The sequence below is a fragment of the Methylobacter sp. genome (assembly GCF_030680395.1).
GTDB lineage: Bacteria > Pseudomonadota > Gammaproteobacteria > Methylococcales > Methylomonadaceae > Methylobacter_A.
In genome coordinates this window covers 1-21,613 of record NZ_JAUXVR010000036.1, presented here as the reverse complement: position 1 = coordinate 21,613, position 21,613 = coordinate 1, and the positions used below count along the sequence as shown (strand labels likewise).

The 21,613-nt window shown below is 50.0% G+C and carries 17 protein-coding genes; 7 read left to right on the top strand and 10 right to left on the bottom strand.

The genetic code is table 11. The annotated features are described in order from the left end of the window. Nucleotides 1-212: 212 nt before the first annotated feature. On the top strand, nt 213-581 hold the full coding sequence (locus Q8L79_RS14680; RefSeq protein WP_305272551.1) for a hypothetical protein: 369 nt from the start codon (nt 213-215) through the stop codon (nt 579-581). A gap of 233 nt (nt 582-814) precedes the next feature. On the opposite strand, the gene Q8L79_RS14675 is transcribed toward Q8L79_RS14680, so the two are convergent. From Q8L79_RS14675 to proC, 5 genes are all read right to left on the bottom strand, one after another. Beyond that, complete coding sequence (locus tag Q8L79_RS14675) at nt 815-1,780, bottom strand: cytochrome c oxidase assembly factor Coa1 family protein (RefSeq protein WP_305272549.1); 966 nt, start codon at nt 1,778-1,780, stop codon at nt 815-817. A 315-nt stretch (nt 1,781-2,095) separates the two neighbouring features. Next, a complete protein-coding gene (locus tag Q8L79_RS14670; RefSeq protein WP_305272547.1) occupies nt 2,096-3,088 on the bottom strand; it encodes a DUF4124 domain-containing protein in 993 nt (330 codons plus the stop codon). Nucleotides 3,089-3,235: 147 nt separating this feature from the next. Continuing rightward, nucleotides 3,236-3,538 (bottom strand): DUF167 family protein, encoded by a 303-nt coding sequence (locus Q8L79_RS14665; protein WP_305272545.1) that lies wholly within the window; start codon nt 3,536-3,538, stop codon nt 3,236-3,238. Further along, the gene (locus Q8L79_RS14660; protein ID WP_305272543.1) at nt 3,535-4,110 is read right to left on the bottom strand and encodes a YggT family protein; all 576 of its coding nucleotides are present in this window, start codon (nt 4,108-4,110) and stop codon (nt 3,535-3,537) included. Before Q8L79_RS14660 ends, Q8L79_RS14665 begins: the two co-directional genes overlap by 4 nt. Then, nucleotides 4,110-4,937: a pyrroline-5-carboxylate reductase gene (proC, locus tag Q8L79_RS14655; protein ID WP_305272541.1), complete on the bottom strand. Its 828-nt coding sequence runs from the start codon at nt 4,935-4,937 to the stop codon at nt 4,110-4,112. Before proC ends, Q8L79_RS14660 begins: the two co-directional genes overlap by 1 nt. Nucleotides 4,938-5,062: 125 nt before the next feature. On the opposite strand from proC, the gene Q8L79_RS14650 reads away from it, so the two are divergent. The 6 genes from Q8L79_RS14650 (at nt 5,063) to Q8L79_RS14625 (ending at nt 13,012) form a co-directional block, all read left to right on the top strand. After that, nucleotides 5,063-6,055 (top strand): spore photoproduct lyase family protein, encoded by a 993-nt coding sequence (locus Q8L79_RS14650; RefSeq protein ID WP_305272539.1) that lies wholly within the window; start codon nt 5,063-5,065, stop codon nt 6,053-6,055. Then, nucleotides 6,043-6,759 carry an SDR family oxidoreductase gene (locus Q8L79_RS14645; protein WP_305272537.1) on the top strand — a complete coding sequence of 239 codons (717 nt, stop codon included), beginning with the start codon at nt 6,043-6,045 and terminating at the stop codon, nt 6,757-6,759. Before Q8L79_RS14650 ends, Q8L79_RS14645 begins: the two co-directional genes overlap by 13 nt. Nucleotides 6,760-6,790: 31 nt before the next feature. Next, nucleotides 6,791-8,395 (top strand): NAD-binding protein, encoded by a 1,605-nt coding sequence (locus Q8L79_RS14640; RefSeq protein ID WP_305272535.1) that lies wholly within the window; start codon nt 6,791-6,793, stop codon nt 8,393-8,395. Then, nucleotides 8,392-9,084, top strand: coding sequence for a TrkA family potassium uptake protein (locus Q8L79_RS14635; RefSeq protein WP_305272533.1), 693 nt, complete (start codon nt 8,392-8,394; stop codon nt 9,082-9,084). The genes Q8L79_RS14640 and Q8L79_RS14635 overlap by 4 nt, the downstream gene beginning before the upstream one ends. Before the next feature lie 350 nt (nt 9,085-9,434). Next, nucleotides 9,435-10,646, top strand: a complete 1,212-nt coding sequence (locus Q8L79_RS14630) for an HD-GYP domain-containing protein (RefSeq protein ID WP_305272531.1) — start codon at nt 9,435-9,437, stop codon at nt 10,644-10,646. A gap of 2 nt (nt 10,647-10,648) precedes the next feature. Beyond that, complete coding sequence (locus Q8L79_RS14625; RefSeq protein WP_305272529.1) at nt 10,649-13,012, top strand: HD domain-containing phosphohydrolase; 2,364 nt, start codon at nt 10,649-10,651, stop codon at nt 13,010-13,012. Between the two features lie 604 nt (nt 13,013-13,616). On the opposite strand, the gene Q8L79_RS14620 is transcribed toward Q8L79_RS14625, so the two are convergent. From Q8L79_RS14620 to Q8L79_RS14600, 5 genes are all read right to left on the bottom strand, one after another. Further along, nucleotides 13,617-15,740, bottom strand: coding sequence for an HlyD family efflux transporter periplasmic adaptor subunit (locus Q8L79_RS14620; protein WP_305272528.1), 2,124 nt, complete (start codon nt 15,738-15,740; stop codon nt 13,617-13,619). Beyond that, on the bottom strand, nt 15,725-17,059 hold the full coding sequence (locus Q8L79_RS14615; protein ID WP_305272526.1) for an efflux RND transporter periplasmic adaptor subunit: 1,335 nt from the start codon (nt 17,057-17,059) through the stop codon (nt 15,725-15,727). Before Q8L79_RS14615 ends, Q8L79_RS14620 begins: the two co-directional genes overlap by 16 nt. Beyond that, nucleotides 17,056-17,796 carry an efflux RND transporter periplasmic adaptor subunit gene (locus Q8L79_RS14610; protein WP_305272524.1) on the bottom strand — a complete coding sequence of 247 codons (741 nt, stop codon included), beginning with the start codon at nt 17,794-17,796 and terminating at the stop codon, nt 17,056-17,058. The genes Q8L79_RS14615 and Q8L79_RS14610 overlap by 4 nt, the downstream gene beginning before the upstream one ends. Then, a complete protein-coding gene (locus Q8L79_RS14605) occupies nt 17,793-19,331 on the bottom strand; it encodes a TolC family protein (RefSeq protein ID WP_305272522.1) in 1,539 nt (512 codons plus the stop codon). The genes Q8L79_RS14610 and Q8L79_RS14605 overlap by 4 nt, the downstream gene beginning before the upstream one ends. Nucleotides 19,332-19,358: 27 nt before the next feature. Next, on the bottom strand, nt 19,359-21,613 hold a 2,255-nt coding region (locus tag Q8L79_RS14600), incomplete at its 5' end, for a VCBS domain-containing protein (protein ID WP_305272520.1).

The following is a 21,613-nucleotide window of genomic DNA, read 5'->3' as shown; positions in this document are numbered from 1 at the left end:
TGCCTCAGCGTGTCTTGAGACTATGTTCCAGTCTTTAAAGCCAGGCGATTTTTGAGTCTACAGCGTTAAATCTTTACAAAATGTTGTGTTTAATTGAAACTACTTTCGTCCAAACGGCAAGCCGGCAAAATGGACAATAATAAAAGAATCATAACGCTTAGCGGTTTTACGCACAGCACGGAAATTTTAATTAATATTACAGAGAGATTAATATGAAAAAATGGTTTTTAGTCGGTATAACAGCCATGGCAATTTCGGCAGCAAGCAGTGTCGTCTTGGCCGAGGCAAAACAAGATTTCACCTTGGTCAACAAGACGGGTTACACCATTGATGAAGTCTATGTTTCCCCTCACTCTACGAATGACTGGTTAGACGATGTATTGGGTCAGGATGTTTTAGGTGATGGTGAAAACGCTAAGATAAAATTTCACAGTGCCAATGAAATCTGCAAATATGACTTAAAAGTTATTTATGACGATAAAGAAGAAGTGGAATGGACCGATATTGACCTTTGTGAGGAAGAAAAAATCACCATCCGCTGGAACAAGAAAAGCGGCGAGTCGTCAGCCACTTTCGACTGATCGTTAATTGCCCATCCAGATATTGCCGAAAGCGGGGGCGGCGAGAGGTCGACGTCGAATGTCCCCGGAAGCGATAAGGCTTGTGTTTTCATCGAGTGTTTTAAGTCGTAAAGCACAGGCCTTAATTGTTTGATTTGTACGCTTGTTTTGGGTTCGGATGCCCAAAACAAGCTTTATGATAAAAAATATTGATTCCCGGCTTTTCTTGCTTTGTTAAGTGTTTAGTACAAACGCTATTCCTTATTCCACGATTTTTTAACATAGCCTAAAGAAGTTAAAGCCGCTTGCTCTTCTTTGCTTAATTTATCCCACGAAGTACCGTCAGAAGCAGGGGATTCAGTTTCAGACCCCCAGACTCTGCCATTCCAGCCTAAAACAGCCCAAAGTTTTTTCTCATCAGCGGACAGCTCATCCCAGCTAAAATTATCCCAAAATTCATTAACATCCCCCGTAGGCTTGCGCACACCTGCTTTGGCTTGGACAGTACCGACTTTTGCCACAGCGGCTATAACGACTGTTTCAGAAGGCGTGTCGGTTTTCTCAACAGATACCGGAGATGTAGGCGCAACGGCTTCCTCCGTAGGTGCCGATGTAGTGTGCTGATCAATATCTATCCGTTTGCCCGAAATTTCTTCTTCAAGGACAAGGCTGTTTATTTGCCATTGTCCCAATTCTTTTACGGCATCAAAATACACAGTTCCCTTACCTTTGGAGCCTTCTACGCTAAAGGAAACGGTTGCTTTACCGCTAGGTTCTGAAATTTCTATGCTCCCGGACGGCAAGCCTGTAAAAAAAGGTAAGCCGATTAGGTCTGATGCTTGCCGGCTGCTCTCAAATTGGGATTCGGCTAATTTGAACACGTCCGAATCTTTAATTGATGACATTGTAATAAAAAACAAACCGGCAAAAAGTACGATAAAACCCAAATAAACAATGACTGTCCAGCGAGCCCACTTTTTCTGGACGGCCTTGAAGTGATCAATGCTTTCCCATTCTTTGTTTCTCCATGCCCATGCACTGCCTTTTACGCCGAGCACAAAGGGTATTACGAAGTTTACAAAGGGAACAAACATCAGCAAGGCAATAAAAGTGTTATTACCAATGCCCCAAATCCAGTTTAATAAAAAGGCCCCCCAGTTCCAGTTGTCAATTTCTGCTGGAACGATTGCTTTTTTGCCTTGGCCTGAAGTGTTTTCCATAATGCCTTCCTGTGGTATGGGTGATCTAAAATTAATTTCTTGAGCAGTAAAAGACTCCTTTGAAGAGCTATTTATTTTTGTCAAGAAAAGCCCTCAAAGAAGTAATGAAATAATAGCACTAAGTTTTTTAAAATCAATTATAGAAGGCTGTAAGAAAAGGGGGCGCGACGCTTTTCTGCAGTATTGATGAACCTGTTTTGGGTCTTGTAATGGTGGGCAAAAAACTACCCGCCCTATAGTCTATAGGGCTAAAAACTCGTGTCTCGGCAGCTGTATGCAACCATCGGTAGTGGATATGACTGTTGCGAATAGCCGTTATTTAGCAATTCCAGCCTCAATAAACGGCTTGAACGCCGACCTTATATCGCGCGCTTTCTGGCTGGCGCAGAGCTCGGTGCCCAGCGATGATTCACGACAATGGATATCGAGAAAAAGTTGCTGCTTTTTGTTTTCATCCTCCAGTTTTGAGACCGACAAGCTCAGGTCGCTATCGGTTCCAGGCGTGCGGCCCATAATCAGTTTGTCGGTATCGGTATCAATCGGTGTAGTCGCGTTGGCTTTGATAAACTCATGTGCGCTTGCCCAAGCCTTGGCGCAAAGCGCATCGGTTTCGCAGGCATACAGGCCGATCTCATCGGCGATATTCGTTTGTGCAGCCTTATCGGTCGCTTTCGATGGATCTGTATTGTCCTGCGTTAAGAATTTAAAGCGCTCAATGTTAGCCTCAAATTCGGCCTTGGCCCGATTCTTTTTTTCGATTTGTTTGTTTATTTCGGCATAAGCGACTTGTATCTGTTCTTCTGTTTGCTTGATTTCGTCCAGCAAAATTTTTGGAACTTTTTTGCCGTTACGTTCGAGTTCCGCAGCTTTCTTTTGTTGCGATTCCAGTTGGTCTTCTACGCGTTTTAAATTGCCCTGAGCCACATTGCGCTGTGCATCCAAAGACTGCAAGGTTGCGTAAAGGCTCGCTTGCATGTCATCCACATTACGGAAAGTACTGAGCAGCACCTTGTCGTTAGCCGCTTGCTGGGCGATGATTTTTTCCTGGGCTTTTTTCAGGGCGTTCAACCGGTTATCGACAGCCTGCTGCTCTTTGGTTTTTTCTTTTTCGGTGACTTCAACAACCCGGCCTTTTTCGTTTAGCGATTCCCGGCGCAATTGAGACTGTTCCGGCGGGACCTGGTCGGAGAAAATGGTTTCGCCATTCTCATTGACCCACCGGTACATCTTTTTGGCAAACACGGACTGGCTGCTTAGACATAGGAAACAAACTAGAAAAAAACTGACTGAGAAAGTACGTGTTTGCATGGCTGATGTGTGATTTTTCCAAGAAAAATAAATTATATTGCAAAGATAGCAGATACTGAAGAGTAGGCGAAGGGCAAAAGGCGCAAGGCGAAAAAACAAACTGTTCTTTAGTCTTGAGCCCTCTCGTATTCATGCAAAACGCAACCGTTACAAAGAAATATCGAAGTGCAGAGAGTCGGGCAGGGAAGGGAGTTTTTTCGGCGAGCTGATGGCGATACGCTTTTCCCGGCCGGATTCGCCCGAAATGAGCTTGCAGGCCGACTTGCTGACCGCAAACTCATTGGCTATAAATGCAATCAGATGCTGATTGGCTTTGCCGTCGATCGGTGCAGCCTTGATTCTCAGCTTCAGCCGTTCGCCGTGCAATCCCGCCCATTCATCCTTGCTGGCCTTGGGCTGAACATGGAGATTCAGTGTTAAAACGCCATGTTCCCAATGGTGCCAGTTCAACCGATCAGATTGGCTAATTGATGCAACGGCGGCAGGAGGACCATTTTTGCCAGTTGCAAAAGCATTAATGCCGCCAAAGGCGATAAGTCGATGCCGCCCAAATCGGGAATGAATTTGCGGCACAGGTTAAGCACAGGTTCGGTCAGACTGTGCAGGATAGACGATGCCGCATTAAACGTGCCGGGATTGATCCAGCTGAGTATGGCTCTGGCAAATACGGCATAGATGAAGATATTGATCAGCAACGATACCAGTTGAGTCAGCGACAAAATGGTCAATGCGCCGATACTGATAGCGACGCCTTTCAGTAATAATATTGAAAAATCAGCCAGCATTTGTAGCCCGAATACCAGCACCAGCGAGGACGTATCAATCTTTCCGATGGACGGCACAAAGCGGCGCAGCAGTTTTAACGGCGGATGCGTCGCCTTGACCAGAAATTGTGAGATAGGATTATAAAAATCGGCGCCGCACCATTGCAATAAAAAGCGCAGCAGTACCGCCAGGATATACAGTGAAAACAGCGAATCGATTATGAAAATAGCCGGGTCGGTCATGTAGCTCGAATCCATTATGAATTCTCCATTTGTTTAGACATTTCAATTGAGCGGTCTCGTGCCGCGTGTAATGCTTTTGAAACCAGTTCGGTAAAACCGCCTTGCTCAAAAGTTTCTATAGCCTGTTGCGTAGTGCCGCCGGGCGAGGTGACGCGCTTACGCAACTGTTCCGGCGATTCAGCTGATTCCAGCGCTATTTTGGCTGCGCCTAATGCCGTTTGCTGCACCAGCAAACGCGCGGTTTCTTGGCTCAAGCCCAGTTCCAAAGCGGCTCTTTCCATGGCTTCCATCAGCAGGAAATAATAGGCGGGGCCGCTGCCGGAAACCGCAGTCACCGCATCCAGCTCGGCTTCATCGTCAACCCAGAGCGCAATGCCGACCGAACGTAAAATATTTTCCGCCAGGTCGCGTTGCTCGTCTGTTACCTTGCCATTGGCATGCAATGCGGTAGCGCCGGTCAATACCAGCGCCGGTGTGTTGGGCATGCAGCGCACAATGGCGGTATCGGCGCCTAGCCAGCGGCTCAAGCTGTTCTGGTTAATGCCGGCGGCGATCGACACCACCAGTGATTTTTTTTGCTGAATCAGTGCAGCGATGCTTTGTGCAACAGCGGCCAGCGTCTGCGGCTTGACTGCCAGGACCACGACATCAACCGCATTGATGACGTCATCATTGTTTGCCGACGTGTTTATGTTTAGCTGTTTTTTAAGGTTTGTCAGCGTGTCCGGATTAATATCCGACACCCAAATCTGTTCCGGAGCATGGCCGCTGGCAATCAGTCCGCTGATCAGGCTGGACGCCATATTGCCGCCGCCGATAAAACCTATCTTGTTTGTTTTCATGCTTGCTTAATGGGTTTGTTGAGTTAAAAGTATTTTACCCTATATGAGGTCTGCATAATAAATCACAAGGCTTTTGATCTGACAAGCTGTGCTACATTACGCGCACCAAACGATAAACAGAACCTATGATTGAAACTATTTATATAGAAGAAGCGGTCTTGCAACACCCGCGTGTTTTAGACATTGTGGCGCGATTTCCGCAAGCCAGGAAAGTAACCTGCGGCCGTTACGGTGAAGTGTTTAATCCCAAAGCGCAAAATTTTCGCCTGCAAAAGCAACAGCCCGCCTTGATACTGGCCGAAAAATATAAGAACTTTGCGTTGCCTGCGCCTGTGGGTTACGGCATCGGGGCGACAAGAAACTATTACTTTTCGCACATGCTCAACTGTCTGTACGATTGCCGCTACTGTTTTTTGCAGGGCATGTACCAATCGGCCAACTACGTGCTATTTGTCAATTACGAGGATTTTCAGCATGACATCCGCCAACTGTGCTTTGAGTCGCCTGATGAAAACCTGCATTTTTTTTCCGGCTACGATTGCGACAGTCTGGCTTTGGAGCCGGTCACCGGCTTTGCCGAACAGTTTTTGCCGTTTTTTGCAACCTTGCCCAATGCCTGGCTGGAATTAAGAACCAAAAGCACTCAGGTCAGAAGTCTGCTAAGTCGTGAGCCGTTGCCCCGCTGCATCGTGGCATTCAGCCTGTCTCCCGAAGAAATAGCCGAAAAAGTCGAAGCTAAAGCGCCGTCACTTGAGCGTCGTCTGGATGCATTGTGCAAATTGCAGGAACAGGGCTGGCAAATCGGGCTGCGCTTTGATCCGTTGATTTATCAATCCGGCTACAAAGCGCAGTACCTGCGACTATTCGAGCAGGTTTTTTCCAGAATCGATTTAAACCTGCTGCATTCGGTTAGTCTCGGCGTGTTTAGGCTGCCGGAGAACTTCTTTAAAAAAGTGCATAAACTGTATCCTGAAGAAAAGCTCTTTGCCGGGCCATTAGTCAGTCAGCAAGGCATGGTTTCCTACAAACAGGAACTGGAGCAGGAGATGATGCACTATTGCACCGAGCAACTCTTAAACTACATTCCTGCCGACAAGTTTTTCCCATGCACACTATAAAACGCACAATTTTGGCGACCGGAGCCAGTTCCGGCATAGGCCGCGCTATTGCCAGGAATTTATTGCAACAAGGGCATCACGTGATCGGTGTATCCCGCGATAGCGGCAAGTTCATTCGGCAGATGGATAACTTCACTCCAGTGCAACTGGATTTAAGCCGGTTAAACGACATACCGCAAAAAGTTCGCGAACTGGAACAAGCCTTCCCCGAAATCGATGCGGTGGTTTTTTGCGCCGGGCGGGGCCAGTTCGGCTCGGTGGAAGAGTTTTCCTATGCCCAAATTGAAGATCTGATGACCCTGAACTTTACCAGTCAGGCCTTTTTGGTTAAGGCGCTGCTGCCTGCGTTAAAACGCAAAGACCACGGCGATTTGATTTTTATCGGCTCGGAAGCCGCATTAAAAGGCAGCCGCAAAGGCGCGATGTACTGCGCCGCCAAGTTTGCGGTGCGAGGATTTACCCAAGCCTTGCGCGAAGAGTGCGGCAAAAGCAATGTGCGGGTGTGCCTGATCAATCCCGGCATGGTCAAAACCGCGTTTTTCGAGCAACTGTCTTTTGAGCCGGGCGATCAGCAAAGCAATTTTATCGAGCCGGAAGATGTCGCCGAAGCGGTGTCCTACGTGCTTAATTCACGGGCGCAGATAGTGATCGATGAAATCAATCTGAGTCCTTTAAACAAGGTTGTGAAGTTTAAAAAACTATGATTAAAAAAATGGATGATTTTGAGGTGGAAGTATGTTCACACGACTGATCGTTTATTTTGCTTACTTCCTGAAAACATCGACGCGCTACCAAAGCACCAAGCAGTTTTTCTATAACCTGTTGGAGAATCCCAACAGTCCGCTTAAATCGTATTTCGATATTTTTATGATTTGCCTGGTGATGCTCAGCGTTTTTCTGCTGATTTACGAAGTGGATCATCAATTGGGCGAAAGCGAGATGCTGTTCGAGCATTGCGTAATCGGCCTGTTTATTGCCGAGTACCTGTTGCGGGGGTGGTTGTACAGCGACAGTCATAAAATCATTCTTGAGCATTATGAAAAGGCTGAATATTTAAATATCCCTTTTCGCATGAGCAAGGTTGCCAAAATCATTCTTGCCAAAAAAATACAGTACGTTTTCACCCCGTTGGCCTTGATCGATTTGCTCGCTATTTTGCCTAGCTACAGGCCGTTGCGGATCATGCGGATATTTCTTCTGTTTCGCTTGTTTAAGTTGTTTCGCTACTTTAATAGCATCAAAGTCTTTGCCAGGATCTTGGTCAGCAGGCGTTTTGAACTGATTACCTTGGGGGTTTTTCTGGGTTTTCTGGTGTTTATCGGCAGCACCGCCATTTACTTGTTTGAAAACCCCGCTAATGGCGGACAGGTTAAAAACCTGTTCGAGGGTTTTTACTGGGCGATAGTGACTGTAGCAACCGTCGGCTATGGCGATATATCGCCGCAGACGACCGGCGGACGCATCATTGCGATGGTATTGATTCTGGTGGGTCTGGGCGTCTTGTCTTTTCTGGTCTCCATCATCGTTACGGCATTTAATGAGGAGATGGACGAGTTGCGCGAAAATAGTACTTATGCCGCACTGAACCGCTTTGATGACTTTATTATTATTTGCGGATTTGGCCGGGTAGGACAGCATATCGCCAGACAACTTGAAAAAGACCGACTGCATTTTGTTATTATCGATAGCAAAGAAGCTAACGTCTTGAAAGCAAAGCGGCTGGGCTATCTGGTTATCCATGAGGATGCCAGCAAAAACGGCGTGATACAGAACGCGGGTATCAATAACGGCGCAACGGCGGTCATTTGTACCACCGGCGACGATGTGATCAATGTTTATATCACGCTGACCAGTCGGCATTTAAACCCGGGTATCAAGATTATTTCCCGCGCCAACAATCAGGATAACGTAAAAAAACTCTATCAGGCCGGTGCCAGCAATGTTATCCAGCCGTTTGAAATAGCCGGCATGGTGGTCGCCGAATACATCGGTCAGCCGGTGGCTTTTGAGGCGATTTTGGGCATCATCCGTGAGGAAAGCCACATCATCATGGAAACACTCTGCGTACATTCCGGTTCATTCATCGAAGGAATGAGCATTGTCGAGATTGACCTTGAACAACGGAAACTGATGTTGCTGGGTATTATCAGTGCGAATCCGGTGCATCAAAAACATAAGAACAGTTATCCGATAAAAAATCAGCATTTTTATTTTAATCCGGAGTCATACTTTGTATTACGGGAGGGCGACTTGCTGGTCGTTATAGGCCGGGAGTACGCGATCGACTATTTTCGCGATCAGATTGAAAAGAGTCGGTTAAAAAGCGGGAGAAAACGATGAAGCGCATTGCCGTATTCGGTTACAGTGTCATGTCCCTGGAAGCGATGAGCCGATTGAATCAGGAACAATACAGCCTTGTTTTTATCGGCAAAGACGAGGCCGAAGCTGCTCTGGTTGCAGAAAAAGGCTTTGACACCGAAGTCATTGACTTTCGCAATGATGATGCCCTCAGATCGATAGGTGTAGGCACTGATGTCGATACCTTGTTCTGTTTTTATCCCAGGGATTTCGATAATGTATTTTTAACGATCTCGGCGCGGGCGATTGATAAAGATATTACCATTGTCGCCATCGTTGACGACCCGGAATCAGCCGAAAAATTACTGGCAGCAGGCGCTAATAAAATCATCGACCCCTATGAAATTTGCGGCAGAAAAACCCACGAGATGTTAACCAAACCGGATATTACCAATATTCTGGATAATACGGTTTTCGGTCGGCATGATTTGAATATGGCGCAAATAGAAATCCCTGAAGGCTCCTGTCTGGAAAACACCAAAACCAGCGACTTAAAACTGAGTGAAAAACATAATCTGATTTTGATCGGCGTTGTCGACAGGGAATTAGGCGATCAATTGCATTTTGCAATCGGCGAGAAAGAGCACTGCCTGGATGCGGGGGATATTCTGGTGGTCATGGGACCGGCAAGGGAAATAAAAGCGTTTAAAAAAGAGGTTGAAGAATGTTAAGGATGATGAATTCAAGCCGGATTGAAGCTTTATTTCAACACAAACACTTAAAATGAAACTGCTGGAAAATAGCTACTCATTAATTACAGATAAACCATCGTCATCATAAAAATACTGAAGATGTCGATCAATTCATCATTGGCGATATTTAATATTCTCAGCGCAAACTGGGCGAAAGACGCTGCATAAACTATAACCAAATAATTAATATACCAATATTTAAAAGCAATTTATTCTGGTAAAAACAAAGATTAAAAAATGGTAAAAGTCCGCCTCAGTTTTATCTAAGGCGATCATTTCATTGTATCAGTTTAAAGCTCTTCCATTAGCTCAAAAAAACCAGAAACCACATGTCAGAATTGCTATACATTTTATCTACCACTGGAGTCACTCTGGCTTTTTTGGGTTTTTTTATTATTCTGGAATTACTGCTCCCTTTCGGTTTTTCCGAAACCAGTAAAAAGCAAATCAGAAATGTCGCATTTGTTCTTTTCGGTATTGCTACGCTCAAGTTTCACATGAATGTCGGGGACGATGTCATCATTGATCTTCGAGGTACAGCCATTGCCATAGCAAACATTTTCGGCGGCTATTCAGTAGGATTTGTAACAGCGGTGGTTGAAGCTATTTATCGGTGGAGTATCGGGGGACCATCAGCATTCGCCGATTTAATCGGAATCGCTGGCGACTTTCTGATTTCGGGAATCCTTGTACATTTTTCCCAAACAAAAAGCGCTCCCAATGAAGTCAGGCTCAGAACCATCCTGCTGGCCGGAATTGCCGTTGGTGTTTCAGAAGCAACCTGCTTGCTGTTGATTATTCCTTTTTCACACGGATTACTGGCATTCGAAAAAGTCGGGATGACATTGTTTCTTGCCCACCTTATCTCTACTGCGCTGTTCGGCGGCCTGCTCAAACTACAGGATGAGCGTTCGCAGGCCTTGGCCGAATCCGATCAAAAAAATCAGGTATTAAATGAAGTTCTTAAGCAATCGATTGGCGCTCTTTCCTCGGCTATGGTGCACCGCGATCCGACCACGGCAGGCCATGAAAAACGTGTCGCCGATTTGGCTGTGGCGGTAGGCAAAGAGCTAGGATTTGAATCTGATCGATTAGAGGGACTGTATCTCGCCACATTGGTGCATGATGTCGGACAAATTCAGATTCCAACGGAAATATTAACCAGGCCTAGAAAACTCAGCGTTGAAGAGTTCGAACTAGTCAAAACTCATTGCGAATCCGGTTATGATATTCTGCGGGACGTCAAATTTCCTTGGCCGATTGCAGAAATCGTCTACCAACATCATGAAAATGTAGATGGCTCAGGCTATCCTCGGGGTCTCAAAGATGAGCAGATTCTGCCTGAGGCGAAAATCATTCATGTCTGCGACAGCCTGGAAGCGATGCTGTCGCACCGGCCTTTCCGACGAGCGTATGACATTGGCTACGCTATACAGCAGATGCAGGCTTACAGCAGCAGCCATTACGATCCTGAAGTGGTCAATGCCTGTGTCCGGCTGTTTCGTGATAAAGGCTATACCTTCCCTCATCCAGGCAAATAAGCATGAAAGATCAGTATCCGGCTAACATCCCTCCAATGCAGGGAGGGCAAAAAATCGTTCGCGACATTATGACGCGCAATCCGGTTACGGTATCGGTCGGGTTGACGCTTGCACTGGCCGCAGAGCGTATGGAAACCTTGCGTATCAGCTGCTTGTTGATCGAGGAAGCAGGCAAAATCATAGGCATACTAACCGAACGCGACGTACTTCGCTCGCTGAATCAGAAGATTCCAATCACCCAAACCGTTGATACCGTGATGACGCGTGAAGTCATTTGCATTAAGGAAACCGAAGAGCGGCATGCGGCCTATCACACTATGGCACTGCATGGCTTCCGGCATCTGCTGGTAGTCGATGACGAGGGTAAGCCAACCGGCGTTATCACTGAAACCGATTTCCGTAAAAACTATGGCATCGAAAACTTCATTGGCATACTCAATGTCGCAAGAATGATGAGTCAGGGATATTTCGGCATGCGAGGCGATAGCTTGGCCATGGAAGCCTCTACCGAGATGCAGACCCGCAATATCAGCTGTGTAGTCGTGTTGGAACAACGAAAGCCTATCGGTATCGTCACCGAGCGCGACATGGTCAGATTATTCCGCTTGCAAAAACTGGATTTGCGGCTGGCTGAAGTGATGACTGCGCCTGTGCATAGCGTGATGCCGGATATGCTTTTGATTGATGCAGTGGCTAAAATGCAGACATTGAAAATCCGTCGGTTCGTAGTGGTAGATGAAAGCGGAGACATGATTGGCATCCTCAACGAACATGACATTGTCCGCCATTTGGAGGATGAATATATCGATATGCTGCAGCAACTGGTCATTAAGCAGGCGCAAAAACTCAATGATGACAAATTCCGTGCGGTGGTAAACCATTTACCACATAAGATCATGGTCAAAAACACCAACTCCGTCTATGTGTCCTGTAACGACAGCTACGCCCATGATCTCGACATACAGCCGGAAGACATTGAGGGTAAGACCGATTTCGACTTTTTTCCACGGGAACTTGCGGAGCGCTACCGTGCCGATGACCGTACAGTGATGTCGGAACAGACCATCATCTCAATTGAGGAACCCTATATTAAGGATGGAAAACAGCACTGGATTCATACCACCAAGATCCCAATGCTGGACAGCCAATCCAATGTGAACGGTGTGGTGGTGATTTTTCATGACGTTACTGAGGAAAAACGTAACGCTGAGAAACTCAAACGCCGCAGCTGGGCACTCGAAGCGTTGCGCCGTAGCGGTAGAGCGCTGGTTTTTTCCGAAACGGAAGCCGAGTTACTCCAAGCTGTTTGCGATGCGATTACTCTACAGGACATATACGTACTGGCATGGTTCGGCTGGGCTGAGCAAAATGAACTGCACAGCGTCAAAATTACCGCTACATCCGGCACAGCGCATGGCTATTTAGACGAATTCAGTGTTAACTGGGGCCATGACAAATTGGGCAATGGTCCGACCGGACGAGCGATACGCTCTGGGCGGACGATGGTCAATAACAACCTATCGGAAAATCCGGATTTTTCTCCTTGGCAGCAAAAAGCTAAGGATTTCGGTATACAGTCCTCGGTCTCGTTACCGGTCATGGTCGATGAGAGAGTAGCCGGTGTCCTTACGGTATATTCCAAAGAACTCAGCGCATTCGGCGACAGCGAAATCTCCCTGTTTGAGGAACTTGCTTCTAACCTCGGTTTCGGTATTCAATCGCGCAGGACTCGTGCAGCCTATGAAAAATCGTTGCAGGAAAGAGCGGCCCAAGCTATCAGACTGGAAAAGTTACTGGAAGACACGTTAACAACTGTCGCTGCTACCCTGGAGCAGCGTGACCCATACACCGCCGGCCATCAAACGCATGTCGCCGATCTTGCTACGAACATCGGCAGGGAAATGGGCTTTGATGACAATCGTTTGCTCGGCCTGCATCTGGCCGCTACTGTCCATGATCTCGGCAAGATTCATATTCCCGCCGAGATTCTTGCCAAACCGGGTCGGCTGACCGCCGCTGAATTTGGCCTGGTTAAGACGCATCCTGAGGTTGGCTATAATATTCTCAGCAAAATCGATTTCCCTTGGCCGATTGCCGAGATTATCCGTCAACACCATGAATACCTGGATGGCTCCGGTTATCCTAGAGGATTGAAAGGTGACGAGATTCTTTTGGAAGCGCGGATCATTACTGTTGCGGATATTGTGGAATCGATGTCCTCAGATCGCCCTTACCGTCCAGCGCTGGGAATTGACGTAGCGATGCAGGAAATACTGACAATGCGAGGCAGCAAGCTGGACAGCGAGGTTGTCAATGTCTGCCTTAAAGTTATCGAAAGCGGGAAATTTCTACCAAACTTGTTGTAACCCCCAGTTATCTGATTACAGGCCATTAGTTGTTAAAAAGCATGTTACGTAAACAAACGATTTTTTATCAGTTAAAACTTATGTCTATTGGGCGCTTAACATTTTTATAGGTGAGCCGTTCAGTTTAGCCTGTTCCAGATATTCGCTTTATTTGCATAGCGCGCGGCTATTCAACGCAAAGAGATAAACCGCTTCTGTTTATGGTGCAACATCGGCGTGAATGAGCAAGGCGAAAAACGCTTATTAGCCCTGTCGACGGATATCCTGAATCCAAAGCTTCCTGGCGCCAATACCTTGCAAGAATTAGAAACTCGGAGTTTAAAAATACCCCTTATGTGAGCTATAGACGATGATACTTTGGGCGTTTTGGCCGCTTTAGCTGAGGCTTGCCAACGCTGCTGGCGGCTGCACAAAACGCCGGATGCGCGCAATGAATTGCCAAAATCGGTACACGGCAAAGCCAAGGCGGAGCTGCACTAATTGTTACGCAATGAACTACTTTTTATGAAGAAAGTTATGTATGGATAAGTTCTAAGCCGCCTGTGAAATTCCGAAAGAACAGCAGAACTTCTTTACGCCAACTTTGTAGGCGGTCAGTCAGACCCTACCAGCTGCTTTCCCTGATCAATATCGCTACCGCCGAACGCACTAAGCGTCCAGCCAGGCTTTCCGGTGGCGTGTCTAGCGCCAGTCTGCCGCGCACGGTAATGGGCAAGGGGTATGAGGTATTTTCGGCTTGTAGCTGAATGCGGTAGACGCCTTGTTCAGGGATCAGGCGGTGCTGTTCGTCTTCGCGCACCGCAAGGGCTCCGCCGTAACGCGAAGCAAGTTCGGCCAGAGTTAATTGGCGGGCACCGGTTCTATCAATGCTCTGTACCTGCACCGAAAGTACCGGAACATCGCCGCCATCCGGATAAAAATAGCCTTTTGCACCGGGCTGCAAGCGTCCCAGATCGGCTTCTTCCGCATAAGCCACGACCACGCTGTTTCTACTTACAACAGCACCTAGCGGTTCGTCCTTGGCCAGCCATTCGCCGGGCCGCAATGCGTCCGACAAGTCCCGGACACGACCGTTGAACGTGGCGCGTAAAGTCAATTGCTCGTACGCGGCGCGCAGGCCTTGCAGTTCAGCCAGTGTCGATTGCAAGGCTTCCAGATCCATCGGGTTGTGCCGGGCCAAAGCCGGGTCCAGGCTTTGCGATGCCAGTTGGTGGCTTAATTCGGCCCAATGCCGCTCGGCGCTGGCGATGCGAAAATCAATATCCGGGGAAGTCAGTTCCACCAGGGTTTGCCCTGCCTCGACGGACTGGCCCTCGTGTATCAGCACATGTTTAACCTGCGCCGGTTGCGGGCTGTACAACGTGAACTCGGCTTCGGTACGCAGAAGTCCTGGAACCAGCAAATGTGCTTGCCAGGGAATAAACAGAAAAGCCAACATGATGACGGGTAACAGCAAAGCAAGGCACGGACGCAAGGCTGTAGGGTGGATGGCGAATAGCTCGCGCCAGACAGCCACTTCCTTGATTATTGGTTTTAAAACAAACCAGGCGATTTCTACCGCGAATAGCCCCAAGCCCAGCGCTTTGAAGAAAAAATGGTAAACCGCCCAGGCGATACCGGTAAACAGCAGCAAGCGATAGATCCAGGTAGCGTAGGCGTAAGCAATCAGCAAACGATGACGGTTTCTCGGCCAAACTTCCGGCGGCAGAAAGCCGAAGCGAAACAGGCTTTCACGCAGATGCCAGCGCGCTAAAGCGAAGGAGCGGTCTTGCAGGTTGGCGACATCAAGATAATCGGCAAATAAATAATAGCCGTCAAAGCGCATAAACGGATTCAGATTGATCGCCAGCGTCACCAACCAAGTCGTGCTGGCCAGCACATAAACGCCGCTACGCAATGCCCCATCCGGCAGCATTGTCCACAGCAGCGTGGCCAGTGCCGCCAGCGCCAGTTCTGCAAGCATGCCGGCGGCGTCAATAATCAACCGGTCTTGTCGGCGCGGCAAACGCCATGCATCGGTAACATCAGTCCATAGCACCGGAAACCCCATCATCAGCGCAATGCCCATGCTCGGCACCCGGCAGCCGAAATGGCTGGCGGCGAAGGCGTGTCCCAGCTCGTGAACCAGTTTGGATAGAGATAGCATGGCTGCCGTCGCGAGCATGCCTTCCGGCGTTAAAACATAGAGAAAGCTATGGCTGAACGAACTCCACTGCTGGGCAACCAAGTAACCGGCAAGGCAGGCGATGGCCGATAGCAACAGCATGGCTTTCCGCTGGAACAAACCGTTTACCGAAGGCAGAGCTTTCTTTAAATAAGCGTCGGGGCGCAGCAACGGAACGCGCATAAACAGGTAATTGTGCAGCAGCCAGCGCCAGAAGCCGGTATGCGAAGCATTCTTAATTTCCGCCAGGCGGCGGCTTGCATTCGCACCGCGCGGCTTGGCTAACTGATGGCTGCCCAGGAAGCGAACAAACTCCTCGACCTCAGCGGCTTCAGCGTTGATCGGCGTATTCTGTTCAATCGTCTCGGCAATTTGTTGGGCATCGGCCAGCGACCAATATTGCAGGCATTCGAATTCCAGCCAGCCGAGTCGATAATAGCGATGCGCGGCCGGATCGTGCAAGGTCCAGGTCGGTGCACCGTCTGACGATCTGGGGCCGGGATAAATCCCCAAATCTTCACGCAACTCCGGCCAGATTTTTTTTTCCTCTACCACGGTAACCATAAGCGCGCGGTACGTAGCGGTTTACGCAGCAACCATAACAGGAAAGGCCGCCGTGCGCCGTAGAGCTTCGCGGTGCCGTGATATCCCAGGCGCGGCAAATTAGCGGTGTCCGTAAAATCGGCCTTAAGCCGGTAGGCCATGACCTCAGTCGGAGTTGGGCTGGCGCGGTAGCTGAAATAAGTGAGGCTGGCCTGCAACGGCCGGTGCGGTGTGACATTGGAAAAAAACAACACTTCATCGCCCGCTTCCAAAGCGATTAAATCATCCATCGGCAGGCGAATCTCCAGCTCGACGGATTGCGGATTAGCGACCGCAAGAATTTTTTCGCCCTGCGTAACCGGACGGCCCAGCCAATCGTTCGGATCGTCGAACACCGTTACCCCGGCCTGACTGGCCGTGACCACACAACGCTCCAGCAGAGTACGCACATAATCGACTTCCGCCGCCTGCTGGTCCCATTTGCTTTTCAGGCCGGCCAGCTTGGCTTTTACGGTAGGGTCCAGTAACGCTTGCTGAGTCATTTGCAGGTATTCGGTTTGAGCGATGTTGCGGGTTTCCTCGGCCACTTTAAGACGGCTTTGCAATTGAGTCGTATCCAGCGAGAACAGCTTTTGTCCGGCATTGACTTCTTCATTCGGTTGGACATAAAAGGTTTCGACTACGCCTTCGAGCGGCGCACGTACCATATTGGGGTGATGCGGAATGACTTCCGCCTCGGCCAGCACCGATTGGCGAATAGGGAAAAAAGCCGCAGCCAGTATCAGGCCGCCGATAATAAATTGCCGTTTGTGTCCCTGAACGCGTTCCTGCCAAGGTTTGGCCGGTTTGGCGGTTTCGGATAAAGCCAGCGCGTAACCGTAGGTTTCACTCAGGTAAGTGAGTAAATGCATCTCCCCATCGTTCCACGGCGTTTCTCTGAAAAGCGCCAACACATGAGTGCCGCCCGAAGGTGCAGGTAAAGGCACCCATAGCCCGAATTCAGGAGCCCAATCGGGCCAATCATGAGCAAGCTCCGGCGACAGGTCTTCAGCGCCAAAAGCAGCGATCAACCCAGCGCGAGCATCCATGGAGAAATGCTGCAATATCGCTGTTGACCAGAGTGCGTAAGGACTGTTTTTTTCCAGGCTCACGATACCGGATGCCGCAACCAGCCGAGACGAATCCTTGCGCCAAAGCAACGCTTGCCGGAAAGGGAACAGCTCGCTGGTCTCGTTGGTTATCACATAAGGCAGCTCTTCCGTCGGTGCCAGCCGGGCACGGGATTCCAGTTGCAGTAATAGTGATAGCCGGAGTAAATGTTGGCCGGGATATTCGTTCACGGGTTTGCCGGGAACTCGATGGCGCCGCTCATGCCGGGCAATAGCTCGTCGGCCTTGCCGATAATGCGGCCGTAAACTTTAATGGTTTGGCTGACCGGATCGACTTTGCCGCCGACGCGGGTTATTTCGGCTTGGTAAGTTTTTGCGACTTCATCCAGCGTAACCTGGAAATGCTTGCCGGGGGCCAGGTTGGGCATTGCCCGTGAGGATGCCATGAACTCGACTTCCAGGTCCTTGTCGTCGAGGATTTCCAGCAGTGGATCGCCTGGGCGCACCGATTGATAAGGACGGGCGATAGCTTCCGACACTTTACCGGAGAATGGCGCATGTATCACGCAACGATCGACCATCGCTTGGGCAATGCGCAGGTCGGCCCTGGCTTCTTCCGCTTCGGCTTTGGAGACGGCAAGCTCCAACGCGCCGATCGAGCGCCGCGTTTCCAGCTGTTGATTCACCTCGAAGATTTTAACCTTTTTCCCCAGCGTTGCTTGGGCCTTGCTTAATTGCGCTTCTTCAAGCGTGCAGTGAAAGCCGACCAGCACTTGCCCAGCGCTAAAGCGTTCACCGTCATGCAGCTTAAGCTGGCTGATCCGGGCGCTGATTTCGCTGGCAATCATCGTGCTTTGGCGCGCCTTAAGTTGGGCGCGAAGATGCAGGTCGGTTGGGCTTGCCGGCGCTTCAGCCAGAGCGGGAATCTGAGCCAATGCCAGTGCCAATAGCGCGGTTAAACGTATCATTGCCGGCTCAGCTCGGCTTGAGGGGCCGCCTGCGCTTCAGGCAATTTAGGCAAATTACCTGCATACCAGCTGGTTAAGGTTTTTTCCAGCTGGACGGACAAAGCGCGCACAGTAACATGCTCGATCATGCCGGTGGCCGGATCCAGGCCGATTGATGAATAGATATTACCCAGCGCCGTGTAAACTTCGGACATGCTTTGCTCTTTCTCCAATTGCGAGGCAAGCGCGGCTGTCGCGGCATGGATGCGATCAAGCTCGGAGCCTGCATCAACCTCGGTATTATCGGTGACGGCTTTAAACAGGCTTTCGTCGATCTTGCTCAAGTCATTGGCGCTTTGATAACCGTCCAGAGCTTTAAGATATTGCTGATAACCGATATTGATTTGCACCAGCGCCGCGACGCTGAGCGCTTTGCGGCGGGTTCGGGAAACTTCGATCTGCGTCTCGGCGGTTTTCCATACCTTCGGCGCCGCAAGCAGGTTAACCAGATTAAATGTCGTGCGGGCGCCGGCCTCCAGCCACATCGAATGCACCAGAAAGGAATTGCTGTCCCAGTTTGCCGATAATGGCAGGGTGACGCCCGGCATTACTTTCAACATTTCTTTCCAGGCTTCATTACGGCTGATTCGTTCCTGATAAACTTCTTCACGTAATTCCGGCCTAAAAAATAGTCCCAGATTTTCCAATTCGGCCGGTGTCGCTTTAAGCACCGGCGGCTCCGGGGTTTTGTCCGGTTTCGCCAGCACAAAGTCCGAGTGCATCGGCGCATTGATCAGGCCGGCAAGTTTAGGCTTGGCCATGGAAAGATCGGCTTTTAGCTTTTTCAATTGGGCAATAGTACGCAACAGACTGCGCTGGTATTCAAGTACACCGACAACCGGTTGCAGCCGGTCTTCGCCAATGGCTTTACTCAGTTTTAAGGCTTCTTCGGCTTCGGCTAGCACTGGCGTCAGTTTGGGGAGCACGCGGTCGGCAATATTGGCGCTCCAATAGGCGGACAGAACTTCTTTAATTAGATTGTTGATGACCTTGCGACGGCGTTCTTGTGCAATTAACACCCGGTCGGCCTGCTGCTTGGCTTGAAAATAACTCACGCCGAAATCAAGCAGGTTCCAGGTAAAAGCCAAATCGGCAACGCCGCGTGAAGTATCTTGGGAGGTTGATGCTTCCAGCGATTGTTTTCGAGTCGTGATCGATTGGCTGGAAGATGCCAGCTCTTCTTGCCGACCCTGGTAGCCGGCGCTGATAGCCAGACGCGGCAGCATATTGACAGTAGCGACTTCAAGTTGGCTATCTTGCAACACCGCCTCCATCAGGGTCAGGCGATGATCGTAGTTGTATTTTAGTGCTCGCGCCAAGGCATCGTAGAAAGTCAGCGGTTGGTTAATAGGTTCCTGATGGTTATACATTTCGTCCCGGTCGCCCAACATGGATGCCAAGCGATCTTGAGCATTAATGGGTTCAGGAACGATGGAACAGCTTGTCAGTGCGGCGACTGCCAACAGGGCAGTGCCGAAAGTTTGGTAATAATGCATGATTAAGAAAGTTCTAAAATAGAAGGTTTATAATTGCTTTAAGCTGTCGAGCAGTGCGCGGCTTTCCTGTAATCTGCTCAGCTTGCCGGCGGCGTGTACCTGCTCGGTCAAACCCGGTTTACCGGGGATGCTATTAAAACGTTTAGCCATTCCGGCTAACGATTGCGCTTTATTAGGTTGATTAACGGTTTTCTCGGCTGAGACGCCTTGAGTAACGTCTTCCTTATTAACCCCAATAGTAAAGCTGGTGCGGACTTCCCTGCCGTTGGTATCCCTTACAATCACTAGAACGGTCACGGCCTTTGCGCCTACCGGTGGTACGCCGGAAAACGTCTTGGCGTTAGGGTCGAAATGAACCCACGAGGGCAGAGGTCCGCCCGATGGGGAAGTTGCTTTAAAATCCAAAACTTCCGATGAATTGGTGTGCCTGAACACTCCGGCTGGAATCCTAAATGAAAATTCCTTATTTTCCAGTATTAATTGGTTTTTTATAGTGCCGGTTAAAGTCAATTCATAATGCAGGGAATCGCTTTGAGAGCCGAACATTTTTGCCGATGAATCAGAGGTGGTTCCCCCGTTAGCCGCGGAGATGACCCCTGAATTATTTGAATCGGAACTGTCGGTAGACACGTAAGCCGATGGAGCCTCATTACTGACTTGCGTTGTATCGGTAGGTGTAAGTAAAGGAGGAAGATTAGCCAGCTGAACGATTGAACCTGACGGTGCATCGGAGACCCCGTTGATAGTTATCACCACCTCATGAAGGGCGCCGTCGCCGGCCATGACGGTAAAAGTCTCGGTCTTGGTTTCGCCAGTGGTGAGATATTGCACCGCATCATTAGACACCGTATAGATCCATGCCCCGGCGCTGGTAATACTCAAGCTGCCTAAAGTGCCGACGCCGGCGGTAACCCTGTTAGTCTGAAACACCGCTTCTCCGGCGTCGCTATCGCTGATCGACAAGGTGCCGGTGCTGCTTAGGTTGCCGCTGGTCACGTTCAGGTCTTCGGTGACCGCGCCGGTATCGTCGCCGTCAATTACCGCCGCGTCGTTGATGCCGATGATCGTTATCACCACCTCATGGCTTGTGCCGTCGGCGGATTTAACCGTAAAGGTCTCGGTTTTAGTCTGGCCGGCTTTCAAGTATTGCACGTCGGCATTGGCTACCGTATAAGTCCAGACTCCGTCGTTGGTAATACTCAAGCTGCCCAAAGCCCCGGCGCCGGCAGTAATGCCGCCGGTCCGGAACATGGCTTCGCCGGTATCGGGATCGCTGATCGTCAATCTGCCGGTATTGCTCAGCATGCCGCGGACCGCGTTCATATCCTCGGTAACCGACCCGGTATCGACACCGCCGATCACCGCCGCATCGCTGACTGCCGTCACATTCAACGTCACCGTGGCGGCGCCGGCGGACTCGTCGATGCCGTCGCTTACCGTGTAGGTGAAGCTATCGCCGGCGTTGCTGTTGAGCGCAGGCTGATACTCGATACTGCCGTCCTGCTTGATGAACAGTGTGCCGTTGGTCAGGCTGACTTGCTTCCAGCCGTCGGCCGCCGGATGGCTCGCGTCGGTGCCGCCGGTCAGGACGGCCCAGGCGGTGCCGTTGATTTTGGCGATACTCAGCGAGCCGGCTTCGACATCGCTGTCAGTCCCGGCCGTTGCATCGGTATCGGTGATGATGTTCCTGCCGGTCAGCAGCGTATCTTCGGTCGTCGTGTAAGTGTTCGCTTTGACCAGCGGGACATCGTTGACCGCTGTTACGTTGACGGTCAGCGTATAAGCGCCGGAACTGTATTCCGTGCCGTCGCTGACTTTGAAGCCGATGGTTGCGTAAGGGCTGCCGTTCTCGTTGGCATCCGGCACGAAGCGCAGTTTATTGGCGGCGATGTCGGCGGCGCTGATTTCCTGGTTCAGGGTCACCGCAACCCAGTCGGTGCCGTTGTAATATTCCAGGCTGCCGTCGCTTTCCAGCGTGGTGATTTTGACCGACGCAATAGCGATGTTTTCGGTATCGCTGTAACTGCCGAAATCGGTCAAGGCCAGCAGTTTGGCGGTGCCTTCGTTAGTGGTGACGCTGTCGTCGCTGCTGGTCGGTGCATCGTTGACCGCCGTCACGTTGACGGTCAAGGTATAATCGCTGGCGCTGTAGTCGGTGCCGTCGCTGACTTTGAAGCCGATGGTTGCGTAAGGGCTGCCGTTCTCGTTGGCATCCGGCACGAAGCGCAGTTTATTGGCGGCGATGTCGGCGGCGCTGATTTCCTGGTTCAGGGTCACCGCAA

Excerpts from the sequence above, each read along its gene's own strand:
- Q8L79_RS14680 (WP_305272551.1), top strand. The coding sequence starts at position 213 with ATGAAAAAATGGTTTTTAGTCGGTATAACAGCCATGGCAATTTCGGCA.
- Q8L79_RS14675 (WP_305272549.1), bottom strand. The coding sequence starts at position 1,780 with ATGGAAAACACTTCAGGCCAAGGCAAAAAAGCAATCGTTCCAGCAGAA.
- Q8L79_RS14670 (WP_305272547.1), bottom strand. The coding sequence starts at position 3,088 with ATGCAAACACGTACTTTCTCAGTCAGTTTTTTTCTAGTTTGTTTCCTA.
- Q8L79_RS14660 (WP_305272543.1), bottom strand. The coding sequence starts at position 4,110 with ATGGATTCGAGCTACATGACCGACCCGGCTATTTTCATAATCGATTCG.
- proC (WP_305272541.1), bottom strand. The coding sequence starts at position 4,937 with ATGAAAACAAACAAGATAGGTTTTATCGGCGGCGGCAATATGGCGTCC.
- Q8L79_RS14650 (WP_305272539.1), top strand. The coding sequence starts at position 5,063 with ATGATTGAAACTATTTATATAGAAGAAGCGGTCTTGCAACACCCGCGT.
- Q8L79_RS14645 (WP_305272537.1), top strand. The coding sequence starts at position 6,043 with ATGCACACTATAAAACGCACAATTTTGGCGACCGGAGCCAGTTCCGGC.
- Q8L79_RS14640 (WP_305272535.1), top strand. The coding sequence starts at position 6,791 with ATGTTCACACGACTGATCGTTTATTTTGCTTACTTCCTGAAAACATCG.
- Q8L79_RS14635 (WP_305272533.1), top strand. The coding sequence starts at position 8,392 with ATGAAGCGCATTGCCGTATTCGGTTACAGTGTCATGTCCCTGGAAGCG.
- Q8L79_RS14630 (WP_305272531.1), top strand. The coding sequence starts at position 9,435 with ATGTCAGAATTGCTATACATTTTATCTACCACTGGAGTCACTCTGGCT.
- Q8L79_RS14625 (WP_305272529.1), top strand. The coding sequence starts at position 10,649 with ATGAAAGATCAGTATCCGGCTAACATCCCTCCAATGCAGGGAGGGCAA.
- Q8L79_RS14620 (WP_305272528.1), bottom strand. The coding sequence starts at position 15,740 with ATGGTTACCGTGGTAGAGGAAAAAAAAATCTGGCCGGAGTTGCGTGAA.
- Q8L79_RS14610 (WP_305272524.1), bottom strand. The coding sequence starts at position 17,796 with ATGATACGTTTAACCGCGCTATTGGCACTGGCATTGGCTCAGATTCCC.
- Q8L79_RS14605 (WP_305272522.1), bottom strand. The coding sequence starts at position 19,331 with ATGCATTATTACCAAACTTTCGGCACTGCCCTGTTGGCAGTCGCCGCA.